Source organism: Cellulosimicrobium sp. TH-20 (assembly GCF_002105775.1).
Lineage (GTDB): Bacteria > Actinomycetota > Actinomycetes > Actinomycetales > Cellulomonadaceae > Cellulosimicrobium > Cellulosimicrobium funkei.
Map to the genome: position 1 here is coordinate 1,875,222 of NZ_CP020857.1, position 19,425 is coordinate 1,894,646.

Consider the following 19,425-nt stretch of genomic DNA (forward strand, 5'->3'; position numbering starts at 1 on the left):
TCCTCCGGGTCCCGCCGAGCGGCGGTGACGAGGGGAACGGGTGCTCCGGTGCCCGCAGACTGCCCGCAGAACGCCCCGACGAGGGTAACCGAGGCCGGGTCGCTCAGGGCATGGGGAGGAGTCCCCATGGGGGTGGGATCTTCCGGTGATCAGGGCAGAAGGGACGCACGGGACAGGGCGGCCCGGTCGCGCGTGCGGTCCTCGGCCGTGCGGAGCGACGCGTCGTCCGGGCGGACGGCGGCCGCCGCGGCGCGCGGGGCGGTCGACACCCGGGACCGGGCGGCCGCGCGGCGGCGGCCGAGGTCGGCCAGGGCGGAGCCCACGAGGACGAGCAGACGGTCCGTGCCACGGGGCTCGGCCGTGCGGGGCAGGGTGGGGGAGCACGCGCTCATGAGGGGTTCTCCTTGCCGTCGATCGTCGGGAAGACGTTGAAGTGGATCTGCACGGGCCGCGCGCCGGGCGCCTGCTCCTGGCCCTGGAACCGCTGGAGCGTCGCGTCGAACGCGTCCCACGCCTCCGCGACCTCGAGCATCTGGTCGGCGGTGAGCCACATGCTCGCCGTCGTCAGACGGCTGCCGTCGAGCCACCGCGTCGGCAGCTCGGGGGAGCGCTCGAGGAACGCCTGGATCTTGCGCGCCCTCGCGGACTCGAACTCGCGGCTCACCATCGCGCCCGCGAGCGTGGCGGCGGCGTCCTCCTCGTCGTGCGGGACGTCGACCGTGAACCCGCCCGGCGGGCGCTCCCACCAGCGCTCGCGCGCCGTCCCGCGGCCCGCGACCTCCCGGACGAAGCCGTGCCGCGCGAGCTGGCGCAGGTGGTAGCTCGTGGACCCGCTGGACTCGCCCACGAGGTCGGCCAGGCGGCTCGCGGTGAGCGCGCCGTGCGTCGAGAGCAGGTCGAGGATCTGCACCCGCAGCGGGTGCGCGAGCGCCTTGAGCTGCGCGGGGCCGAGCGCGGGGTGGCGTTCGGCCGGGACGGGTGCCGGTGCGCTGTCGGTGGGCATACGACGACCGTAGCGATGCAAACGACTGTTTGCAAGACTTCCTTTGCAGCGAGATGTTGGCACGTGTCGGACGGCCCGCGCGGGGAGCGGGAGCGTGCGGGAGGTGCGAGCATCGAGCGCATGACGCACGTGGCGGAGCGGGTGCGCGGCGCGGCGGAGCGCGCCATCTTCCTGCGGGTCGCGGGCCCGGACGCCGCGGCGACGCGGGCGCGCATCCACGAGACGCCCGGCCCCCGCTGGTTCCCGGCGGGGTCCGCGGTCCAGCGGGTGCACGGCGACGCGTCGATGTTCGTCGGCGGGCTGCGCGCGCTGCTCCTGCAGAGTCTGCACCCGCTCGCGATGGCCGGGGTCGCCGCGCACTCGGGCTACCGGGGCGACCCCTGGGGGCGCCTCCAGCGGACCTCGACGTTCATCGCCACGACGACCTTCGGCACGGCCGACGACGCCGCCGACGCCGTGGCGGCCGTCCGGGCGGTCCACGAGCGGGTCCGCGGCGTCGCGCCCGACGGCCGCCCCTACCGCGCGAGCGACCCGGACCTGCTGCGCTGGGTCCACGTCGCCGAGACGCAGAGCTTCCTCGTCGCGCACCAGGAGCTCGGGCACCGCCCGCTCGACGCCGCCGGGTGCGACGAGTACGTCGCGCAGGCGGCCGTGGTCGGCCGCGCCCTGGGCGTCGAGGACGTGCCGGTCACGGTGCGCGAGCTGGACGACGCCGTCGCCGGGTACCGGCCGGTGCTCGGACTCACCCCGGCAGCGCTCGACGCCGCGCGGTTCCTCCTCGTCGAGCCGCCGCTGCCGTGGGCGGTGCGTCGGGTGTACGCGGGGCTCGCGGTGGCCGCGCGGGCGTCCCTGCCGGACTGGGCGCGCGCGGGCATGCCGCGCGTGCGAGGACTGCCCCAGCGGTGGGCGCACCCGGCGGGGGAGGCGGTCACGAGGCTGCTGCGGTGGGCGCTCCCCGGGGCCTGACGGCGAGGCGCACCCGGCGGGTCAGGCGTCGTCGCGGCGGCGACGGTAGGCGTCGAGGTCGTCGTTGAGCCGGCCGAGGAGCTCGGCGAGGAGGGCCCGGTCGAGGCGCGACCAGTCCCCGAGCACGTCCGCGTAGAGCGCGGTGCGCGCCGCGCGGTGGGCGGCGAGCTCGTCGAGCCCCGCGCCCGTGGGCTCGACGACGACCGCCCGGCCGTCGTGCGGGTCCCGGGCCCGGCGTACGTGCCCGGCCCGTTCGAGCGCGACCACCTGGCGGGTGACGGTGGAGGCGTCGAGGCCGAGGCGCTCGGCGAGCGCGTTGACGTGGAGCGGGCCGTGGGTGCCGAGCGTGTGGAGCAGCAGGTAGCCCGACCGGTCGAGCGTGCCGCCCCGGCGCGACGTCCCGGGGCTCCCCGAGGCGCGCGTGCGCTCCGCGCGACGCAGGAGCTGGGCGACCTCGAGCTCGATCGCGCCCAGCACGTCCTGCGCGCTCGCGTCCCCGCGCGCCTCCGCCTGCGGCTGATCGTTTCCCTCGGCAACCGTCATGGGTGTATTCTACAGATAGTTACCTGCTAGATACAGGTACTTCTCCCGCCGCCGCCCCTCGTGCGGCGGCCTCCCTCACCAGGAAGTGCGACCGAGTGGCCTCCACACGCAACGAACCGAACCGCACCGCCATCTACGCGACCGCCCTCACCGCGTTCTTCGCGATCGCCGGCATCGCCGTCGTCGACCCGATCCTCCCCGTGATCGGCGAGGAGATCGGGGCGTCGACCTGGCAGATCGAGCTCCTCTTCACCGCCTACATCGCCGTCATGGCGCTCGGCATGATCCCCGCCGTCATGGCGACCGGGCGCTTCGGCTACAAGAAGATCCTCGCCACGGGCGTCAGCCTGGTGGCCGTCGCGGCCGTGCTCGCGGCGCTGAGCACGAGCATCGGCCAGCTCGCCGCGCTCCGCGGCCTGTGGGGTCTCGGCAACGCGATGTTCTTCGCGACGGCGATGGTCCTCCTCGTCTCCCTGGCGAACGACCGCGAGTGGGTCGTCGAGCTCTTCGAGACGTGCGTCGGCCTCGGCTTCGCCGTCGGGCCGCTCCTCGGCGGGCTGCTCGGCGGCATCTCGTGGCGCGTGCCCTTCTTCGTGTGCGGCGTCTTCATGCTCGTGGCGCTGCTCGTGTCCGTGACGCGCCTCAAGGACCCCGCCGAGAAGCCCGCGCCGCTGCGCGTCGGCCAGGTCTTCCGCCTGTTCCGCAAGCCCGGCTTCCTCGCGCTCGCCGCGGTCACCGCCGCGTACAACTTCTGCTTCTTCGTCGTGCTCGGGTACACCCCCGTGTTCCTCGGGCTCGACGTCGTGCCGCTCGGTCTCGTCTTCACCGCGTGGGGCGTGGGGCTCGCGGTCGGGATCCTCGTCGTCGGGCACCGGCTCGCGCACCGCGTCGGCGCCGTCCAGACGCTGGGCGTGGCCGTCGTGGGCGTCCTCGTCGCGCTCGTGCTCCTCGCGCTCGACCTCGGGACGGCCTGGTCCGTCGTCGTGCTCGTCGGTGCCGGCGTGTTCATGGGCATCGCGAACGCCAACCTCACGGACCTCTCGCTCGCGCTCGGCGACCCGGACCGCCGCGTGACCACCGGCGCGTTCAACCTGGTGCGCTGGGGCTTCGCCGCCCCCGCCCCGGTCATCGCGGGGCTCCTGCACCCGGTGTCCGCGACCGCGCCGTTCTGGCTCGGGGCGGGGATCCTCGTGCTCGGCGTCGTCGTGTTCGTGGCGTACGGGCACCGGATGGCGGGCGAGCTCGGCGAGCGCGTCCTGTGGTCCCGGTGGAACCGCACGGCCCGGACCGTCGAGGGGACGCCCGAGGAGGCGCTCGGCGAGGTCTGAGCCGCCGGCGGCACCGACGGGGGGAGAGGGTCCTGGGCCGCGCGGCCCGGGACCCTCAGCCCTCCGGGTCGGTCCCGGCGTCGGCCGAGCCGTCGCCCGAGGTGCCCGACGGCGCGCTGGTCGCCGGGTCGGGGTCGGCCGCGGCCGACTCCGCGGCCCGCGTGAGGGCCTCGATCCCGGCCGTCAGCGCGCGCAGGTCGGCGACGTCGAGCCGGTCGAGGAGGTCCGTGAGGGGCTCGTCCTCCTGCGCGACGAGCCGGCGCACCGCCGCGGCGCCGCGCGGGGTCGCGGCGACGAGGCGCACGCGACCGTCCTGCGGGTCGGGGCGGCGCGACGCCATGCCCGCCGCCTCGAGCCGGTCCACGATCCCCGAGAGCGTCGCGGGGGAGATGCCGAGCACGTCCGCGAGCCGGTGCGAGCTCGTCTCCCCGTCGAGCTGCAGCACGGCGAGCGCGCGGAGCTGGGGGACCGTCAGGGTCGTGCGGAGCAGCGGCTCGAGGCGCTGCGCGAGCAGCAGGTCGGCGAGCCGGCGCTGGGCGTCCTCGAGGCGCCGGGCGAGCGCCGCGCGCTCGTCGTCGGCGGGGTGGGTCACGGCGCCGACTCTATCGGTGGGCGCGGGAACCATCCCGAGATGCTTCGCGTTACGCTAACGAAATCGCGACGCCGACGTCGTCTCCCGCCCGACCTGGAACCCCTGGAGGCTCCGTGTCCCGTCTCGCCCGGCTGTCGCTGGCCAACCGCGCGCTCGTCGCGCTCGCCACCGTCGCGATCGCGATCTTCGGCGTCCTCAGCATGGGATCGCTCAAGCAGGAGCTCATCCCGAGCCTGCAGATCCCCACGGCCGCCGTCGTCGGCGCGTACCCGGGCTCGGCCCCGGCGATCGTCGAGCAGCAGGTCACCGTCCCCGTCGAGACGGCCGCGCGCGGGGTCAAGGGGGTCGAGGACGTCACGTCGACGTCGTCGACCGGCCTCTCGGTGACGACCGTCCAGTTCGCGTACGGCACGGACATGGACGCCGCGGCCTCGCAGCTCCAGACGGCCGTCACGCGGCTGCAGTCCCAGCTCCCGGAGGACGTCGAGCCGCAGGTCGTGACCGGCTCCGTGGACGACCTCCCGGTCATCCAGCTCGCCGTGTCGGGCGGCGCGGACGAGGCGGCGCTCGCGGACACCGTGACGTCGAGCCTCGTCCCCGCGCTCGAGGACGTCGAGGGGGTCCGCAGCGTCGCGGTGAGCGGCGTCGCCGACCAGCAGGTGACGGTCGCCCTCGACCCCGCCGCGCTCGCCGCCGCCGGGCTCAGCCCGCAGCAGGTCTCCACGATCCTCCAGGACAACGGTGTCGTGGTGCCCGCGGGCACCGTCGCGGAGGGCGACCGCACCCTCAGCGTGCAGGTCGGCACGGCCGTCACGACCGTCGACGAGCTCGCCGCGCTGCCCCTCGTGTCCCCGACCGCGGCGCCCGGCACCCCAACCGTCGCGCTCGGCGACGTCGCGACCGTCACCGCGGGCCCCGAGCCCGCGACGTCGTTCTCCCGGCTCGACGGCGAGCCCGCGCTCGCCGTCGCCATCACCAAGACGCCCGCCGGCAACACGGTCGAGGTGTCGCACGCGGTCCAGGACGCGGTCGACGGCCTCTCCGGCGTGCTCGACGCCCAGGACGTGCGCGTCGAGGTCGTGTTCGACCAGGCCCCGTTCATCGAGGAGTCCATCGAGGGGCTCGCGACCGAGGGCCTGCTCGGGCTCCTCTTCGCGGTCGTCGTGATCCTGCTGTTCCTCGCGTCGCTGCGCTCGACGCTCGTCTCCGCCGTGTCGATCCCGCTGTCGCTGCTCGTGACCTTCATCGTCATGAACGCCACGGGCTACACGCTCAACATCCTCACGCTCGGGGCGATGACGGTCGCGATCGGCCGCGTGGTCGACGACTCGATCGTCGTCATCGAGAACATCAAGCGGCACCTGTCGTACGGCGAGGAGAAGGTCGGCGCCATCATCGGCGCGGTCAAGGAGGTCGCGGGCGCGATCACCGCCTCGACCGTCGCCACCGTCGCCGTGTTCCTGCCGATCGCGCTCGTGGGCGGCATGGTCGGCGAGCTCTTCCGGCCGTTCGCGCTCACCGTCGCCATCGCGATGCTGGCCTCGCTCTTCGTCGCGCTGACGATCGTCCCGGTCCTCGCGTACTGGTTCATCACGTCGCCGCCCGTCCCGGCCGACCCGGAGGCCGCGCGCCTCGCGGGCGAGCGCGCCCGCGCCGCCGCGGAGGCCAAGGAGCGTCGTGGGCTGTGGCAGCGCGCGTACCTCCCGACGCTGCGGGGGGCCCTGCGCCACCCCGCGATCACGCTCGGCGTGTCGGTCGCGATCCTCGCCGGGACGCTCGCGCTCGTGCCGCGGCTCGAGACCAACTTCCTCGGCGACACCGGCCAGGACACGCTCACCGTCACCGAGTCGTTCGCGCCGGGCACGTCGCTCGACGCGCAGGACGCCGCCGCGCGCGACGTCGAGCAGGCGCTCCTCGACGTCGACGGCGTCGCCACGGTCCAGACGACCGTCGGCACCGCGGGCGGCCCGGAGGCCGCGTTCTTCGGCGGCGGCGGGTCCCCGACGGCGACGTTCGCCGTCACGCTCGACGCGGACGCCGACGCCGTCGCGGCCCAGGAGGACGTGCGCGACGCCGTCTCCGGACTGGGCGGCGACGCGAGCGAGGGCATCGAGGTCGCGGGCGCCGACGCCGCGTTCGGCAGCTCCACGGTCGACCTCGTGGTCCGCGCGCCCGACACCGACACCCTCGCCGCGGCGGCCGCCGAGGTGCAGGAGCTCGCGGAGGGGACCGACGGCGCCGCGCAGGTGACGAACAACCTCGCCGCCGCCCAGGCCACCGTCCAGGTGACGGTCGACCGCGAGGCGGCGGCCGCCGTCGGGCGCACGGAGACGCAGGTGGCCGGGACGGTCGCGGGGGCGATGTCCCCGGCCCCGGTCGGCACGGTGAACCTCGGCGACGGCCCGGTGCAGGTGCGCGTGGTCGCGGGCGAGGCGCCGGCGACGGTCGCCGAGCTCGAGCAGGTCGTGCTGCCCACCGCCGCGGGCCCCGTGCCGCTCACGCAGGTCGCCGAGGTCGCGGAGGTCGAGGTCCCCACGTCGATCACGCGCGTCGACGGCGAGCGCAGCGCGACGATCGCCGTCACCCCCGCGGGGCAGGACCTGGGCGCGCTGACCGCCGAGCTGACGACCGCGATCGACGGGCTCGAGCTCGAGGGCGGCGCGACGGTCGAGGTCGGGGGCGTCGCCGCCGACCAGGCCGACGCCTTCGCCGACCTCGGCCTCGCGCTGCTCGTCGCGATCCTCATCGTCTACCTCGTCATGGTCGCGACGTTCCGCAGCCTCCTGCAGCCGTTCATCCTGCTCGTGTCGATCCCGTTCGCCGCGACGGGCGCGCTGCTCCTGCTGCTCGCCACGGGGACGCCGCTGGGTGTGCCGGCCCTCATCGGCCTGCTCATGCTCGTCGGCATCGTGGTGTCGAACGCGATCGTGCTCATCGACCTCATCAACCAGTACCGCGAGCGCGGGCGGGCGCTCGACGACGCCGTCCTGGAGGGGTCGCGCAAGCGGCTGCGCCCCATCGTCATGACCGCCGCCGCGACGATCTTCGCGCTCACGCCCATGGCCATCGGGATCACGGGCGGCGGCGCGTTCATCTCCCAGCCGCTCGCGCTCGTCGTCATCGGCGGCCTGCTGAGCTCGACGCTGCTTACCCTCGTCGTCGTCCCGGTGCTCTACACGCTCGCCGAGCGCCGCGGCGAGAAGCGCGCAGCGAGGAAGGCGGCCAAGGAAGAGGCCGCGGCCCAGGCCGAGGCCGACAAGGCCGCCGCCGCCGAGGAGGCGACGGCGAACGCCTGAACCGCCCGACCATCCCCGGCCCCCCCGGGACCCCCCGGACCCCCCGGACCCGTAGGGACCGCCGACCAGGCGATCCCCGGCGGCCGAGCAGGTGGTCCTGGCGCGTCAGATGTCCAGGACGCGCCGGAACCACCTGCTCGGCGCCGGAGGTCGGGAGAGTCAGGAGGGGCGGGCGACGCCCGTCTCGTAGGCGAGCACGACGGCCTGGACGCGGTCGCGCAGGCCGAGCTTGCCGAGGACGCGCCCGACATGGGTCTTGACCGTCGCCTCCGAGAGCACGAAGCGCTCGGCGATCTCGGCGTTCGTCAGCCCCTCACCGAGGGCCTCGAAGACCTCGAGCTCGCGCGCGGTGAGGTCGGCGAGGCGCGGGTCGTCCCGGCCGGTCGGTGCCTGGGCCGGGGCGGCGGTGCCGTCCTGCGGGAGCTGGCCGGAGAACATCTCGAGCATGCGGCGCGTGATGCGCGGGGAGACGGCGGCGTCGCCGCTCGCGACGGCGCGGATCGCCCCGACGAGCTCGCCGGGCTTGGCGTCCTTGAGGAGGAAGCCGCTCGCCCCGGCGCGCAGGGCGGCGAACGCGTACTCGTCGAGGTCGAACGTCGTGAGGATGATGACGCGCGACCCGGGCTGGGCGGCGACGATCCGCTCCGTCGCCTCGATGCCGTTCGTGCCGGGCATGCGCACGTCCATGAGCACGACGTCCGGCGCGAGCGCGGACGCCTGCGCGACGCCCGTCTCGCCGTCCCCGGCTTCCCCGACGACCTCGATGTCGTCCTCGGCGGCGAGGATCATGCGGAAGCCCATGCGCAGCAGGGCCTGGTCGTCGACGAGCAGCACCCGGATCGGTGCCCCCGTTCCCGTCATGTGCGTTCCCGTCCGTCGTCGCGTGCGCCGGCCTGGCGGCCGGGGTCGAGGTCGAGGCGCAGGCTCGCCCGCACCTCCCAGCCCGTCCCGCTCGGCCCCGCGGACACGGTACCGCCGTAGACCGCGGCCCTCTCCCGCATCCCGATGATCCCGCGCCCGGTGCCGACGGGGACGCCGGGCGGGTGCTGCTCCGCGACGGACGGCGGGAGCCCGCGCTCGTCGGCGCTCGCGCCCTCCCCGGGACGACGGCCCGCCTGGTTGACGACGCGCAGCTCGAGCCAGTCGGCGCCGGGCTCGGCGCGGCGCGACACCTCGACGAGGACCACGGGGGACAGGGGCGCGTAGCGCAGCACGTTCGTCAGGGCCTCCTGGACGATGCGGTGCGCGGTCTGGCGCAGGGCGGGGCCGGGCGTCGGCTGCGGGCCGGAGCGCACGAGCCGGACGGGCAGCCCGGCGGTACGGAACCGCTCGACGATCTCCTCGAGCTCGGGCGTCTCGTGAGCGGGCGCGAGGGGCACGGTCTGCTCGCCGCCCGGCTCGCGCAGCACGCCGAGGACGCGCCGCATGTCGGCGAGCGCGGCGCGGCCGGTCGCGGTGAGCTCGTCGAGCGCGTGGCCCGCGAGCTCGGGGTTCTTGGCGCCCGACGCCTTGGCGCCGTCCGCGAGGGCGACCATCACGGTGAGGGAGTGCGCGACGACGTCGTGCATCTCGCGCGCGATGCGGGTGCGCTCGGCGGCGGCGGCGAGCTGCGCCTGCTGGTCGCGGTCGCGCGCGATGGAGTTGGCGCGCTCGACGAGGTCGGACACGTGCTGGCGGCGCGCGCGCACGTTCGTGCCGATCGCGAGCGCGACGAGGCAGAGGATGGTGGTCACGAGCATGCCGACGATGCGGTCGACGGTCGCGCGGCCCGGCTCGACGCTCTGGCGCAGGACCTCCCCCTCCGGGGTGGTGACCACGTCGTACCAGAGCAGGGTCGCGCCGGAGAGCGCGAGGACGGTGATCGCGAGCACGGGCCACGCGATGCGCGAGGGCCGCGACGCCGCGACGGCGTAGACGGCGAACATCGCCGCGACCTCGAACCCGGCCGTGTCGCCGGTGACGCCGATGGCGACGACCCCGACCACGGTGAGCGCGAGCGCGACCGTGACGGGCCGACGGCGGCGCCAGTACAGGAGCACGCCGCCGACGAGGAAGAACACGAGCGACAGCGCCGTCGTCCCGCGGGGCTGCGACGCGGTGAGCGCGTACAGCACGCCGGGCACGACGAAGACGGCCACGACGACCCAGTCCATGACGACCGGGTGCCGCGCGAAGTACCGGCGGACGGGGCCGAGCCGGCGCGCGTCGAGCTCGGTGAAGGGAGCGGGCGCGGGGCGCAGGGGGTGGGTCGACGAGCCCGGGCTCCCCGGGGCGGCGGGCTCCACCGGCTCCGGGCGCGCCACGGCCGACGCCGGACGAGCGGTCTGCTCGTCCGGCGTCGGCGGGGTGGTGGGCCGGGTGGTCACGCGTCCCGGCGCTTGAGGACGACCGCGGCCGCGGCGACCAGCGCGGCGGTCCAGCCGAGGAGCACGGCGTAGCCGGGCCACGGCGCGATCGTGTCGCTGCCCGACATGTTGCCGCCGAGCACGATCTGCTCGCCGGCGGACGCGGGCAGGGAGTTGTAGAGCGTCTGGACCCAGTCGGCACCGGTCACGCCCATGACGATCCCGAGGACCATCGACAGGACGAAGAACACGGCGACGAGCGTGAAGATCGCCCCCGCGGAGCTGCGGAGCAGCACGCCGACCGCGACGGAGAAGAGCGCGACGGTCGTGAGGTAGAGCACGACGCCGATCAGGGCGCGCTGGTCGTCCGCGGACGAGAAGTCGACGGTCATGTCCTTGCCCGACAGGATCGGGTACGTCACGAGCCACGACAGCCCGACGGCCACGACGGTCGTCACCGCGGTCACCACGCCGACGACGATCATCTTCGCCGCGAGCGCGGGGAGACGGCTCGGCACGGCGGAGAGCGTGGAGCGGATCATGCCGGTCGAGTACTCGCCCGTCACGGTGAGCGCCCCGAGCACGGCCACGGCCAGCTGCGCGAACGTGTAGCCGACGGTGATCACGGTGATGCCGACCCCGTCGGTCGACCCCATGCCGGCCTCCTCGGCCGAGACACCCGCGGACTGCATGGAGGACATGACGGCCGCGAACATGAGCGAGAAGCCCACCATGACGACGACGGTGATGCCGAGCGTCCACCAGGTGGAGCGCAGGGTGCGGAACTTGATCCACTCCGAGCGCAGCACGTGGCCGAACGAGAGGCGGTAGGGGGAGGTGCGGGACGCCGTCGGGCCGGCGCCGGTGGCGAGGGTCGTGGCGCTCATCGCTGCGCTCCTTCGAGGGAGTCGGTGGGGGCCGGTGCGCCCGCGGTCGCGCCCGCGGCACCGTGGCCGATGTGGTTCTGCGCGGAGTCGGTCTGGTACTCGACCGAATCCGCCGTGAGGGCCATGTAGGCGTCCTCGAGCGTGGACGTGACCGGCGTGAGCTCGTGCAGCACGAACCCCTTGGCCGCGGCGAGCTCGCCGATCCCGGGGGCGTCCGCGCCCGTGACGACGAGCAGGCTCGGCTCGTCGCTCGTGACGGTCGCGCCGTCGCTCGTGAGGAGCTCGGCGAGCTGCGTGGCGTGCGGGGTGCGCACGCGCACGGTGCGCTGCTGCGAGCCGTTGACGATGTCGCTCACCGGGGCGTCCGCGATGATGCGGCCCTTGCCGATGACGATGATGTGGTCGGCGGTGAGGGCGACCTCGCTCATGAGGTGGCTCGACAGGAAGACGGTGCGGCCCTCGGAGGCGAGGTAGCGCGCGAGGTTGCGCACCCACAGCACGCCCTCGGGGTCCAGGCCGTTGACGGGCTCGTCCAGGATGAGGGTCTTGGGGTCGCCCAGCAGCGCGGACGCGATGCCCAGGCGCTGGCCCATGCCGAGGGAGAAGCCGCCCACCCGCTTCTTGGCGACCGGCTGCAGGCCGGTCATCTCGATGACCTCGTCCACGCGCTGGGTCGGGATGCCGTGCGTGGCGGCCATCGCGAGCAGGTGGTTGTAGGCCGAGCGGCCGGTGTGCACGGCCTTGGCGTCCAGCAGCGCGCCGACCTCGGTCAGCGGTGAGCGGTGCTGGGCGTAGGGGCGCCCGTTGACGGTGACGGTCCCGGCGGTGGGGCGGTCCAGGCCCATGATCATGCGCATGGTCGTGGACTTGCCCGCGCCGTTGGGGCCCAGGAAGCCGGTGACGGTCCCGGGACGCACGGTGAACGAGACGCCGTCCACCGCGGTCTTGGGCCCGTACCTCTTGGTCAGGCCGCGTGCTTCGATCATGACTTCGCCCCTCCGAGGGTCGTTCGTCCGGGATGGTCCTGGTGCACCGCGGGAAGGTCGCTCCGGTCCGGCCGGGCCCCTCACCGCGAGGTACGTCTCGAGCCTACGGACGGGCTCGGTGCCGGGCAGCCACCTTGCGACGTATCTTGCCGCCGTCGTGACCCGGAGTGTGTACGCCGCGCGGCGTACGCGACGTCCCGGCGCGTGGTCCGCTGGTCGGGACTTCGCCCGCGAGGCGCGGAAAACCCGCGGGAACAGTGGCCGGGACTCGCACGTTCCCTAGGATGAACACAGGCCAGCGACACCCGACTCGAGGCGAGACGCCGATGACGAGGCCCGCTGAGAGGTAGTGGACGCCGCGACCAGGAGGAGCTCATGAGCAACCCCGTCTTCAACAACAGCGCGGTCTTCGGCGAGCCGAAGAACCGGCGCGGTGGGGCGGCCACGCAGGCCGCGCCCGCCTACGGGAGCCCGCCCGCACAGGGCCAGGGCCCCGCGTACGGCACGCCCCCGCAGGGCGCGCAGTGGGGTGCGTACGGCGCCCAGACCGCGGACGCGGCGCAGCTCCACGCGATGTACAGCGCGCCGTCGGCGACCACGGCGGACACCAAGCGCCTCACGTACGACGACGTGATCATGAAGACGGGCGGTCTGCTCGCGCTGCTCGTCGTCGTCGGGGCGGCGTCGTGGTACCTCACGCCGCAGATGCCGTTCCTCTACCTGCTGGGTGCGATCGCCGGCCTGGTGCTCGGCCTGGTCAACGCGTTCAAGCGGAACCCCAGCCCGGCCCTGATCATCGCCTACACCGTGGCCCAGGGCCTGTTCCTCGGTGGCATCAGCCTCGCGTTCGGCACCATGACCGTCGGCAACGGCGGGAACCTCACGGACATCGTCTTCCAGGCGGTCCTCGCGACCGTCGCGACGTTCGCGGCCGCGCTGTTCCTGTTCCGCTCCGGCAAGGTGCGCGTCACCCCGAAGTTCACGCGCTGGCTGCTCATCGCGATGGTCGGGTACCTCGCGTTCTCGCTCGTCAACGTCGTCCTCGTGCTCTTCGGCGTCCTCGACGGCTGGGGCATGCGTGGCGGCACGATCGGCATCGTCGTCGGGCTCATCGCGGTCGGCCTGGCCGCCGCGTCGCTCATCGTCGACTTCGACTCGATCAAGCGTGGCGTCGAGGCCGGTGTCCCCGCCAAGTTCGCGTGGTCGGCCGCGTTCGGCCTCATGGTCACGCTGATCTGGCTCTACCTCGAGTTCCTGCGCCTCTTCGCGATCCTGCAGAGCAGCGACTGACGGTGGCGCGCAGCACCCGTGAACCGGCACCCGCGGCGGACCTCCCGCCGCGGGTGCCGGTGTTTCTGGCCGGGCTCGTCGTCGCGGCGGCCGCGATGCTCGGCGTCCAGGTCCTCTACATGGTCGTCTCGGGCGCGCCGCCCGCGTGGCTGTCGTTCGCGGCGCTCCTCATCCTGCTCAGCGTCCCGACGGCGGGTGCCGCCGTCGCCTGGCTCGGCACCCGGATCACGCGCGGCGCCACCGAGCGCCGCGCCGCGCTCGTGTTCGCGGCGCTCGGCCTCGTGGCCGGAGCGCTCTGGGGGTCGTTGCTCGCGGGCGGGATCGCCCGGCAGCTCGCCGACGCCGGCGCTGGCGGTGGCGGTGCGCTCGTCGCGGGTGCGGCCGCCGTCGTCGGGGTCACCGCCGCGGTCGGCGCGGGTCTCGGCCGGCTCGTGGCGCCCGAGGCCTCCGACCGCCCGCTGCTCGTCGTCGTGCTCGGCGTCGTCGTGGTCCTCGTCGCGATCCTGGGTCTCGTCGGCTGACGGCCCCACCCCGTGAGTGCGGGAAAGAGCCGCGGTCGGGCGTCTCCGCCGCGACTCTCTCCCGCACTCAGCGGGGGTCAGGCGGGGAGGCGGCCGGCGGCCGAGGCGAAGCCGAGCCACGTGTGGCGGTTCCCGGCCCAGCACCAGCCGACCTTCGGGGCGCCGCGGCGCTCGCGCCCGTCGCGTCCGGTGCCGTTCGAGATCCACAGCGCGGGGGTGCGGGTGTCGAGGCGGCCGTCGGGCTTGCGCAGCCGTGAGCCGACCGTCATGTAGCAGTGGTTGCGCGCGAGGACGTCCGGCGCCTGGAGCGCCCAGTGGATCCCCTCGTGCAGCAGGAGCGGCGTCCGGCCGCGCGCCGTGAGCTCCGGCAGCGCCTCGTCCGGGGACCAGCTCGCCAGGTCGTCGCCGCGGTCGACGTCCGTGACGAGCGAGAGCGGCCCCGGCGGGACGACGATCCCCTCGATCGGCGTGAAGCGGTCCACGTCCGTCATGTCGACGACGACGAAACCCTCCTTCTCGCCGTCCTTCGCCGGGAGCCGCAGCAGGGGAGCCAGCGCCGACGGCGGCGCGAGCGCCGGGTCGACGACGAGCAGCGCGCCCGCGGGGGCGGTCGCCGCGAGGTCGGCCGCGGCGGCGCGGAACGCGTCCGCGGTGAGACCGGCGATGTCGTGGACGCCGAGCGCGACGAGGCGCTCGGCCTGGGCGACGACGTCGGGCAGCGGGGGGAGCGCGGGCGGCGCGGAGGCCGCTGCGGGGGACGCGGGACGGGTGGCGGCGGTCGTGGGCTCGGGCACGGGTCACCTCTCGGTCGGGGATGTCGGCGGCCTCAACGCTCTACACCGTACGGGAATTCCCGTCGCGAGCGACCCTCATGCCGGGCGTCGGTCCGGACGGTGCCCGGTCGAGCACGCGCGCGGCGCCGGATCGGGGATGATCGGGGCATGAGATACGCAGAGCACGTGTCCGAGCTCGTCGGCGGTACCCCGCTCGTCCGGCTGTCCCGTGTCACCGCAGGCCTCAGCGCGACGATCCTCGCCAAGGTCGAGTACGTGAACCCCGGCGGCTCCGTCAAGGACCGCATCGCGCTGAAGATGGTCGAGGCCGCGGAGGCGTCGGGCGAGCTCCGGCCCGGCGGCACGATCGTGGAGCCCACGTCGGGCAACACGGGCGTCGGCCTCGCGCTCGTGGCGCAGCGCAAGGGGTACGACTGCGTCTTCGTCTGCCCGGACAAGGTGAGCCAGGACAAGCGCGACGTGCTGCGCGCGTACGGCGCGCGGGTCGTCGTCACGCCGACCGCCGTGGCCCCTGACCACCCGGACTCCTACTACTCGGTCTCCGACCGGCTGGTCCGCGAGATCCCGGGCGCCTGGAAGCCGAACCAGTACGCGAACCCGAACGGCCCGGCGTCGCACTACGAGTCCACCGGCCCCGAGGTCTGGGCCGACACCGACGGTCGCGTGACGCACTTCGTCGCCGGGGTCGGCACGGGCGGCACCATCACCGGCACGGGCCGGTACCTCAAGGAGGTCTCCGCGGATCGCGCGGACTCCGACGGCGGTCGCGTGCGCGTCGTCGGCGCGGACCCGGCGGGCTCGGTCTACTCGGGCGGCGACGGGCGCCCGTACCTCGTCGAGGGCGTGGGCGAGGACTTCTGGCCGGCCGCCTACGACCCGGCGGTCCCCGACGAGGTCATCCCGGTCAGCGACGCGGACTCGTTCGCGATGACCCGGCGCCTCGCGCGCGAGGAGGGCCTGCTCGTCGGCGGGTCGTGCGGCATGGCGGTCGAGGCGACGCTGCGGCTCGCGCGCCGGCTCGAGGAGGAGGACCCGGAGGCGGCCGCGCGGGCCGTCATCGTCGTCCTGCTGCCGGACAGCGGGCGCGGCTACCTCTCCAAGATCTTCAACGACGCGTGGATGCGGTCCTACGGGTTCCTGCCCGACGAGGAGGGCGTGACCGCGGGCGACGTGCTGCGCGCGAAGGACGGCCGCCTGCCCGACCTCGTGCACACGCACCCGAGCGAGACGGTCCGCGACGCCATCGAGATCCTGCGCGAGTACGGGGTGTCGCAGATGCCCGTCGTCGGCGCCGAGCCGCCCGTGAAGAGCGGGGAGGTGGCCGGGTCGGTGAGCGAGCGCGCGCTGCTCGACGCCGTCTTCTCCGGCCGCGCGTCGCTCGCCGACCGCGTGGACCAGCACATGGAGCCCCGCTTCCCGCTCATCGGCGCGGGCGAGGGCGTCGAGGCGGTGCGCACCGCGCTGCACGACGCCGACGCGCTGCTCGTCGTCGAGGACGGCGACCCGGTCGGGGTCCTCACGCGGCACGACCTCCTGGGGTTCGTCGCCGCGCGCTGATCCCCACCGGGCCCCCGCGCGCCTCAGGCTCCGGCCGGCGGGCGCGCGAGGGACGCCAGCCCGGCGAGGAGCGCGCGGACGTGCAGGTCGAAGCTGCGGTCGAGGTCGTCGGGCAGGCGGTAGCCGCCGCCGAGCTCGAGCGCGACGAAGCCGTGCAGGCTCGCACGCACGGACCGGACGGCGTCGACCGTGCGGTCCTCGGGGAGTTCGAACCCGCGCAGCACGGCGGCGACGACCTGGACGCTGCGCCCCGCGGCCGCCGACAGCGCGGCGTCCGCGGGGTCGTCCGGGTCGGGGGCGACCTGCACGGCCGCGTACCGGCCGGGGTGCGCCCGGGCGTACTGCCGGGTCGCGTGCGCGAGGGCGGCGACGGCGTCGGGCCCGGCGAGGCCGACCGTCGCGTCGGTGAGGGCGCGCGTGTAGTCCTCCACGGCGACGACGGCGACCTCGCGGCGCAGCGCGGCGAGCGAGCCGACGTGCTTGTAGAGGCTCGGCGTCGCGACGCCCGCCTGCGCGGCGACCTTGGCGAGCGTGAGGTCGGCGAAGCCCGTCGGGCCGCCGGCGTCGACGAGGTCGAGCGCGATCCGGACGACGGCGTCGTGGGACAGCCCGGCCCTAGCCACGAGCGTCCTCCGACCGCTCGGCATCCGGGCGCGCGTCGGCGTCGGGCAGCCCCGAGAGGAAGTCGAGGGTCGCGGCCACGACCTCCTCGGGCGCCTGGAGCTGGGGGTAGTGGCCGACGTCGGGCAGCAGGAGCGTGGTCGCGCCGAGCGCCTGCTCGGCCCACGCGGCCTCGGCGGCCGGGTCGGCGTAGTCGGGGTCGAGCGCGCCGTAGACCGCGAGCACGGGCGCCTCGACCTGGGCGACGCGCGGCTCGACGACGCGGTGGTCGAGCTGGAGGGTGAGGTCCCGGAAGGAGCGCAGGCGCCCCGGCTCGGAGAGGTTGGCGCGGATCGCGGCCTGGTGCGCGGCGAGGCGTGCGGGGGTGCGGCCCTTGTTCAGCGAGCCGTAGAACGAGGCCCAGAACGCCGCGCCCCACGGTCGTGCGAGCGCGACGCGGTAGAGCACGCGCATCGCGCGGAGCCTCGCGGGGGACGACGGCTCGCGCAGGAACCCGTCGAGCAGGACGAGCCCGCGCACGAGGTCGGGACGCAGGGCCGCGGCGACGACGGCGGCCGACGCCGCCATGGAGCTGCCCAGCAGGACGGCCGGGCCGGCGTCCAGGTGCTCGACGAGCGCGACGTAGTCGGACGCGGTCGCCTCGTCGCCGTGCGTCGCGAAGGTCGTGTCGCTGTCGCCGTGGCCGCGCAGGTCCATGACGACCACGCGGTGGCCCGCGGCGACGAGGTGGGGGACGACGTCGTCGTAGGTGGCGCGGAGGTCGCCCATGCCGGGCGCGGCGACGACGAGCGGGCCGGAGCCCTGGTCGGTGTAGGCGAGGCGTCCCTCGGCGCGGGCGAGGTGGCGCACGGTCGGGTGCTGGCTCGTGGTCATAGCTGCAAGGCTAATGCCATTAGTCAACGAGCGCAAGAGCTCCGGCGATCGCGCCCGGCCGGGTCGTGGCGACCCGCGTAGGGTAGGGAGACCCGCGCCCGCGCGGGCCTTCCTGCACCCGACGAGAGGCAACCTCGTGACCGACCAGCCCACCCTCCCCACCGCCTCGGGATCCTTCGGCGAGAAGCCGACGCTCACCTTCCCCGAGACGGACGCGCCCAGCGGTCTGCAGGTGGTCGTGCTCACCGAGGGCGACGGCCCGGCCGTCACGTCGGGGCGCAACATCGTCGTGCACTACCTCGGCCAGACCTGGGGCGGGCACGTCTTCGACAACTCCTACGACCGCGGCGACACCATCGCCTTCCCCATCGGCGTCGGCGCCGTCATCGGCGGCTGGGACAAGGGCCTCGTGGGCCAGAACGTCGGCTCCCGCGTGCTGCTCTCGATCCCGCCGGAGCACGGCTACGGCCAGCGCGGCGTGCCGCAGGCCGGCATCGGCGGCACGGACACGCTCGTCTTCGTCGTGGACGTCGTCGACGTCCAGTGACCTCGTGAGCGCGGGGTGCCCGTCGTCGCGGTGATCACCCACGACGGGCGCCCGCCGCTCAGCGCCGCACGGACCGCGTCACCGTGAAGCGCGGGTCGCGCGCGACCTGCGTCGTGGGCCCGACCGCGCGCTCGAGCGCGGGGCGGTACCGCAGGTGCGAGTTCCAGACGCACCACAGCTCGCCGCCCGGTCGCAGCACGCGCCCCGCGGTCGCGAACATGCGGTGCGCCGCGTCGGTGCGCACCGCCGCGCCGTCGTGGAACGGCGGGTTGAGCAGCACGACGTCGGCGCTCGCGTCCGCGAGGGTCGCGCCCGCGTCGTCGCGCACCGTGCGCACGCGGTCGGCCACGCCGTTCTCGCGCGCCGTGAGCACTGTCGAGCGGATGGCGGCGTCCGAGCGGTCGGCGGCGACCACCCGCGCGTCGGGCCAGCGCCGGGCCGCCCACGCGGCGAGCAGGCCCGTCCCGCACCCGAGGTCGACGACGTCGCGCGGCGCCGCACCCTGCGCGCCGGGGGTCGGTCCGTCGTCGGCGCCGAGCCGGTCGAGCAGGAACCGCGTGCCGAGGTCCAGGCCCGCGCCCGCGAAGGCGGCGCCGAACGCCGCGACCCGCAGGCCGACGTCGGCCAGGTCGGTGACGACCGGGTAGGTCAGCGGGCGCGCCGGCCGGGGCGCCGACGCGACGAGCACGCGGGACTTGCCCCGGGCGAGGCTCGCGCGCACCTCGCCGAACGACTCGGCGAGGACGTCGTTCATCGCGCGCGTCATGTGCTTGACGCGCGCGCTCCCGAGGAGCACGACGTCCGGCCCGGCCTCGCGCGCGACGTGCTCCGCGACGTCGCGCAGCGCCGCGAGGCCGCGGGGGAGCCGCAGCAGCACGACCCGCGCCCCGGCCAGGAGCCCCGCGTCGAGGCCGTGGCGGTCGTACGCCGTCGCCGTCCCCACCGCGCGCGCGTTCGCGTCGAGCGCCGCCTCCGCGGTGCACGCGTCCTGGTGGACGCGCACGCGCCCCGCGGCGGGTCCTGCCCCGGTGAGCAGCGCCGCGCCGAGGGTGAGGGCGCCGTACCGGTCGTCGACGACGGCCACGGCCCCCGGCGCGACGCCGGCGAGCAGGGGCGACGCCTCGTCGAGCAGCAGGCGGTCGGCCGGGTCGACGGCGACCGGTGCGTCCTCCCGGTCCGGGCCGACGTCGTGGGTGCGCAGGCGCTCCAGGAGGGCGGCGAGGTCGGGCGAGGTCGTCACCGCCCCAGTCTCCCCGACGCCCGGTGGTCGCCGCGC

The 19,425-nt window shown here is 75.1% G+C and carries 19 protein-coding genes; 7 read left to right on the forward strand and 12 right to left on the reverse strand.

The genetic code is table 11. The features are described 5' to 3' along the window. Positions 1 to 149: 149 nt before the first annotated feature. Together B8281_RS08330 and B8281_RS08335 are read right to left on the reverse strand one after the other, a co-directional pair. A complete protein-coding gene (locus B8281_RS08330) occupies positions 150 to 392 on the reverse strand; it encodes a hypothetical protein (RefSeq protein WP_085387469.1) in 243 nt (80 codons plus the stop codon). Then, positions 389 to 1,003 (reverse strand): transcriptional regulator, encoded by a 615-nt coding sequence (locus tag B8281_RS08335; RefSeq protein ID WP_085387470.1) that lies wholly within the window; start codon positions 1,001 to 1,003, stop codon positions 389 to 391. Before B8281_RS08335 ends, B8281_RS08330 begins: the two co-directional genes overlap by 4 nt. A 120-nt stretch (positions 1,004 to 1,123) precedes the next feature. Here B8281_RS08335 and B8281_RS08340 point away from each other — a divergent pair, with 120 nt between their 5' ends. Next, on the forward strand, positions 1,124 to 1,969 hold the full coding sequence (locus B8281_RS08340; protein ID WP_085388683.1) for an oxygenase MpaB family protein: 846 nt from the start codon (positions 1,124 to 1,126) through the stop codon (positions 1,967 to 1,969). 21 nt (positions 1,970 to 1,990) lie between these two features. Here the strand turns inward: B8281_RS08340 and B8281_RS08345 are convergent, their stop codons facing one another. After that, the gene (locus B8281_RS08345; RefSeq protein ID WP_085387471.1) at positions 1,991 to 2,512 is read right to left on the reverse strand and encodes a MarR family winged helix-turn-helix transcriptional regulator; all 522 of its coding nucleotides are present in this window, start codon (positions 2,510 to 2,512) and stop codon (positions 1,991 to 1,993) included. 95 nt (positions 2,513 to 2,607) lie between these two features. On the opposite strand from B8281_RS08345, the gene B8281_RS08350 reads away from it, so the two are divergent. Next, positions 2,608 to 3,840: an MFS transporter gene (locus B8281_RS08350; protein WP_051028020.1), complete on the forward strand. Its 1,233-nt coding sequence runs from the start codon at positions 2,608 to 2,610 to the stop codon at positions 3,838 to 3,840. A 55-nt stretch (positions 3,841 to 3,895) separates the two neighbouring features. On the opposite strand, the gene B8281_RS08355 is transcribed toward B8281_RS08350, so the two are convergent. Further along, positions 3,896 to 4,432 (reverse strand): MarR family winged helix-turn-helix transcriptional regulator, encoded by a 537-nt coding sequence (locus B8281_RS08355; protein WP_051028023.1) that lies wholly within the window; start codon positions 4,430 to 4,432, stop codon positions 3,896 to 3,898. A 113-nt stretch (positions 4,433 to 4,545) separates the two neighbouring features. Here B8281_RS08355 and B8281_RS08360 point away from each other — a divergent pair, with 113 nt between their 5' ends. After that, positions 4,546 to 7,728 (forward strand): efflux RND transporter permease subunit, encoded by a 3,183-nt coding sequence (locus B8281_RS08360; protein ID WP_085387472.1) that lies wholly within the window; start codon positions 4,546 to 4,548, stop codon positions 7,726 to 7,728. Between the two features lie 159 nt (positions 7,729 to 7,887). Here B8281_RS08360 and B8281_RS08365 read toward each other — a convergent pair whose 3' ends face one another. The 4 genes from B8281_RS08365 to B8281_RS08380 are packed head-to-tail and all read right to left on the reverse strand — an operon-like array spanning position 7,888 to position 11,946. After that, a complete protein-coding gene (locus tag B8281_RS08365; RefSeq protein WP_034655510.1) occupies positions 7,888 to 8,589 on the reverse strand; it encodes a response regulator transcription factor in 702 nt (233 codons plus the stop codon). Continuing rightward, entirely contained in the window at positions 8,586 to 10,094 is a 1,509-nt protein-coding gene (locus tag B8281_RS08370; protein ID WP_085387473.1) for a sensor histidine kinase, read from the reverse strand. The genes B8281_RS08365 and B8281_RS08370 overlap by 4 nt, the downstream gene beginning before the upstream one ends. Further along, entirely contained in the window at positions 10,091 to 10,960 is an 870-nt protein-coding gene (locus tag B8281_RS08375; protein ID WP_034655509.1) for an ABC transporter permease subunit, read from the reverse strand. Before B8281_RS08375 ends, B8281_RS08370 begins: the two co-directional genes overlap by 4 nt. Further along, positions 10,957 to 11,946: an ABC transporter ATP-binding protein gene (locus tag B8281_RS08380; protein ID WP_085387474.1), complete on the reverse strand. Its 990-nt coding sequence runs from the start codon at positions 11,944 to 11,946 to the stop codon at positions 10,957 to 10,959. Before B8281_RS08380 ends, B8281_RS08375 begins: the two co-directional genes overlap by 4 nt. A gap of 375 nt (positions 11,947 to 12,321) precedes the next feature. Between B8281_RS08380 and B8281_RS08385 the strand changes: the two genes are divergently transcribed. Together B8281_RS08385 and B8281_RS08390 are read left to right on the forward strand one after the other, a co-directional pair. Beyond that, positions 12,322 to 13,236: a Bax inhibitor-1/YccA family protein gene (locus B8281_RS08385; protein ID WP_085387475.1), complete on the forward strand. Its 915-nt coding sequence runs from the start codon at positions 12,322 to 12,324 to the stop codon at positions 13,234 to 13,236. Between the two features lie 2 nt (positions 13,237 to 13,238). Beyond that, positions 13,239 to 13,757, forward strand: a complete 519-nt coding sequence (locus B8281_RS08390) for a hypothetical protein (protein ID WP_232322733.1) — start codon at positions 13,239 to 13,241, stop codon at positions 13,755 to 13,757. Positions 13,758 to 13,834: 77 nt separating this feature from the next. Here B8281_RS08390 and B8281_RS08395 read toward each other — a convergent pair whose 3' ends face one another. Next, positions 13,835 to 14,551 (reverse strand): DUF5701 family protein, encoded by a 717-nt coding sequence (locus tag B8281_RS08395; RefSeq protein WP_232322734.1) that lies wholly within the window; start codon positions 14,549 to 14,551, stop codon positions 13,835 to 13,837. A gap of 147 nt (positions 14,552 to 14,698) precedes the next feature. On the opposite strand from B8281_RS08395, the gene B8281_RS08400 reads away from it, so the two are divergent. Continuing rightward, the gene (locus tag B8281_RS08400) at positions 14,699 to 16,108 is read left to right on the forward strand and encodes a cystathionine beta-synthase (RefSeq protein WP_021483369.1); all 1,410 of its coding nucleotides are present in this window, start codon (positions 14,699 to 14,701) and stop codon (positions 16,106 to 16,108) included. Positions 16,109 to 16,131: 23 nt separating this feature from the next. Here the strand turns inward: B8281_RS08400 and B8281_RS08405 are convergent, their stop codons facing one another. Together B8281_RS08405 and B8281_RS08410 are read right to left on the reverse strand one after the other, a co-directional pair. Continuing rightward, a complete protein-coding gene (locus B8281_RS08405; RefSeq protein ID WP_043653846.1) occupies positions 16,132 to 16,731 on the reverse strand; it encodes a TetR/AcrR family transcriptional regulator in 600 nt (199 codons plus the stop codon). Further along, complete coding sequence (locus tag B8281_RS08410; RefSeq protein WP_043653849.1) at positions 16,724 to 17,602, reverse strand: alpha/beta fold hydrolase; 879 nt, start codon at positions 17,600 to 17,602, stop codon at positions 16,724 to 16,726. Before B8281_RS08410 ends, B8281_RS08405 begins: the two co-directional genes overlap by 8 nt. A 136-nt stretch (positions 17,603 to 17,738) precedes the next feature. On the opposite strand from B8281_RS08410, the gene B8281_RS08415 reads away from it, so the two are divergent. Beyond that, entirely contained in the window at positions 17,739 to 18,149 is a 411-nt protein-coding gene (locus B8281_RS08415) for an FKBP-type peptidyl-prolyl cis-trans isomerase (protein WP_009864026.1), read from the forward strand. 58 nt (positions 18,150 to 18,207) lie between these two features. Here B8281_RS08415 and B8281_RS08420 read toward each other — a convergent pair whose 3' ends face one another. After that, positions 18,208 to 19,389 (reverse strand): methyltransferase, encoded by a 1,182-nt coding sequence (locus tag B8281_RS08420; RefSeq protein WP_085387477.1) that lies wholly within the window; start codon positions 19,387 to 19,389, stop codon positions 18,208 to 18,210. Positions 19,390 to 19,425 lie beyond the last annotated feature (36 nt).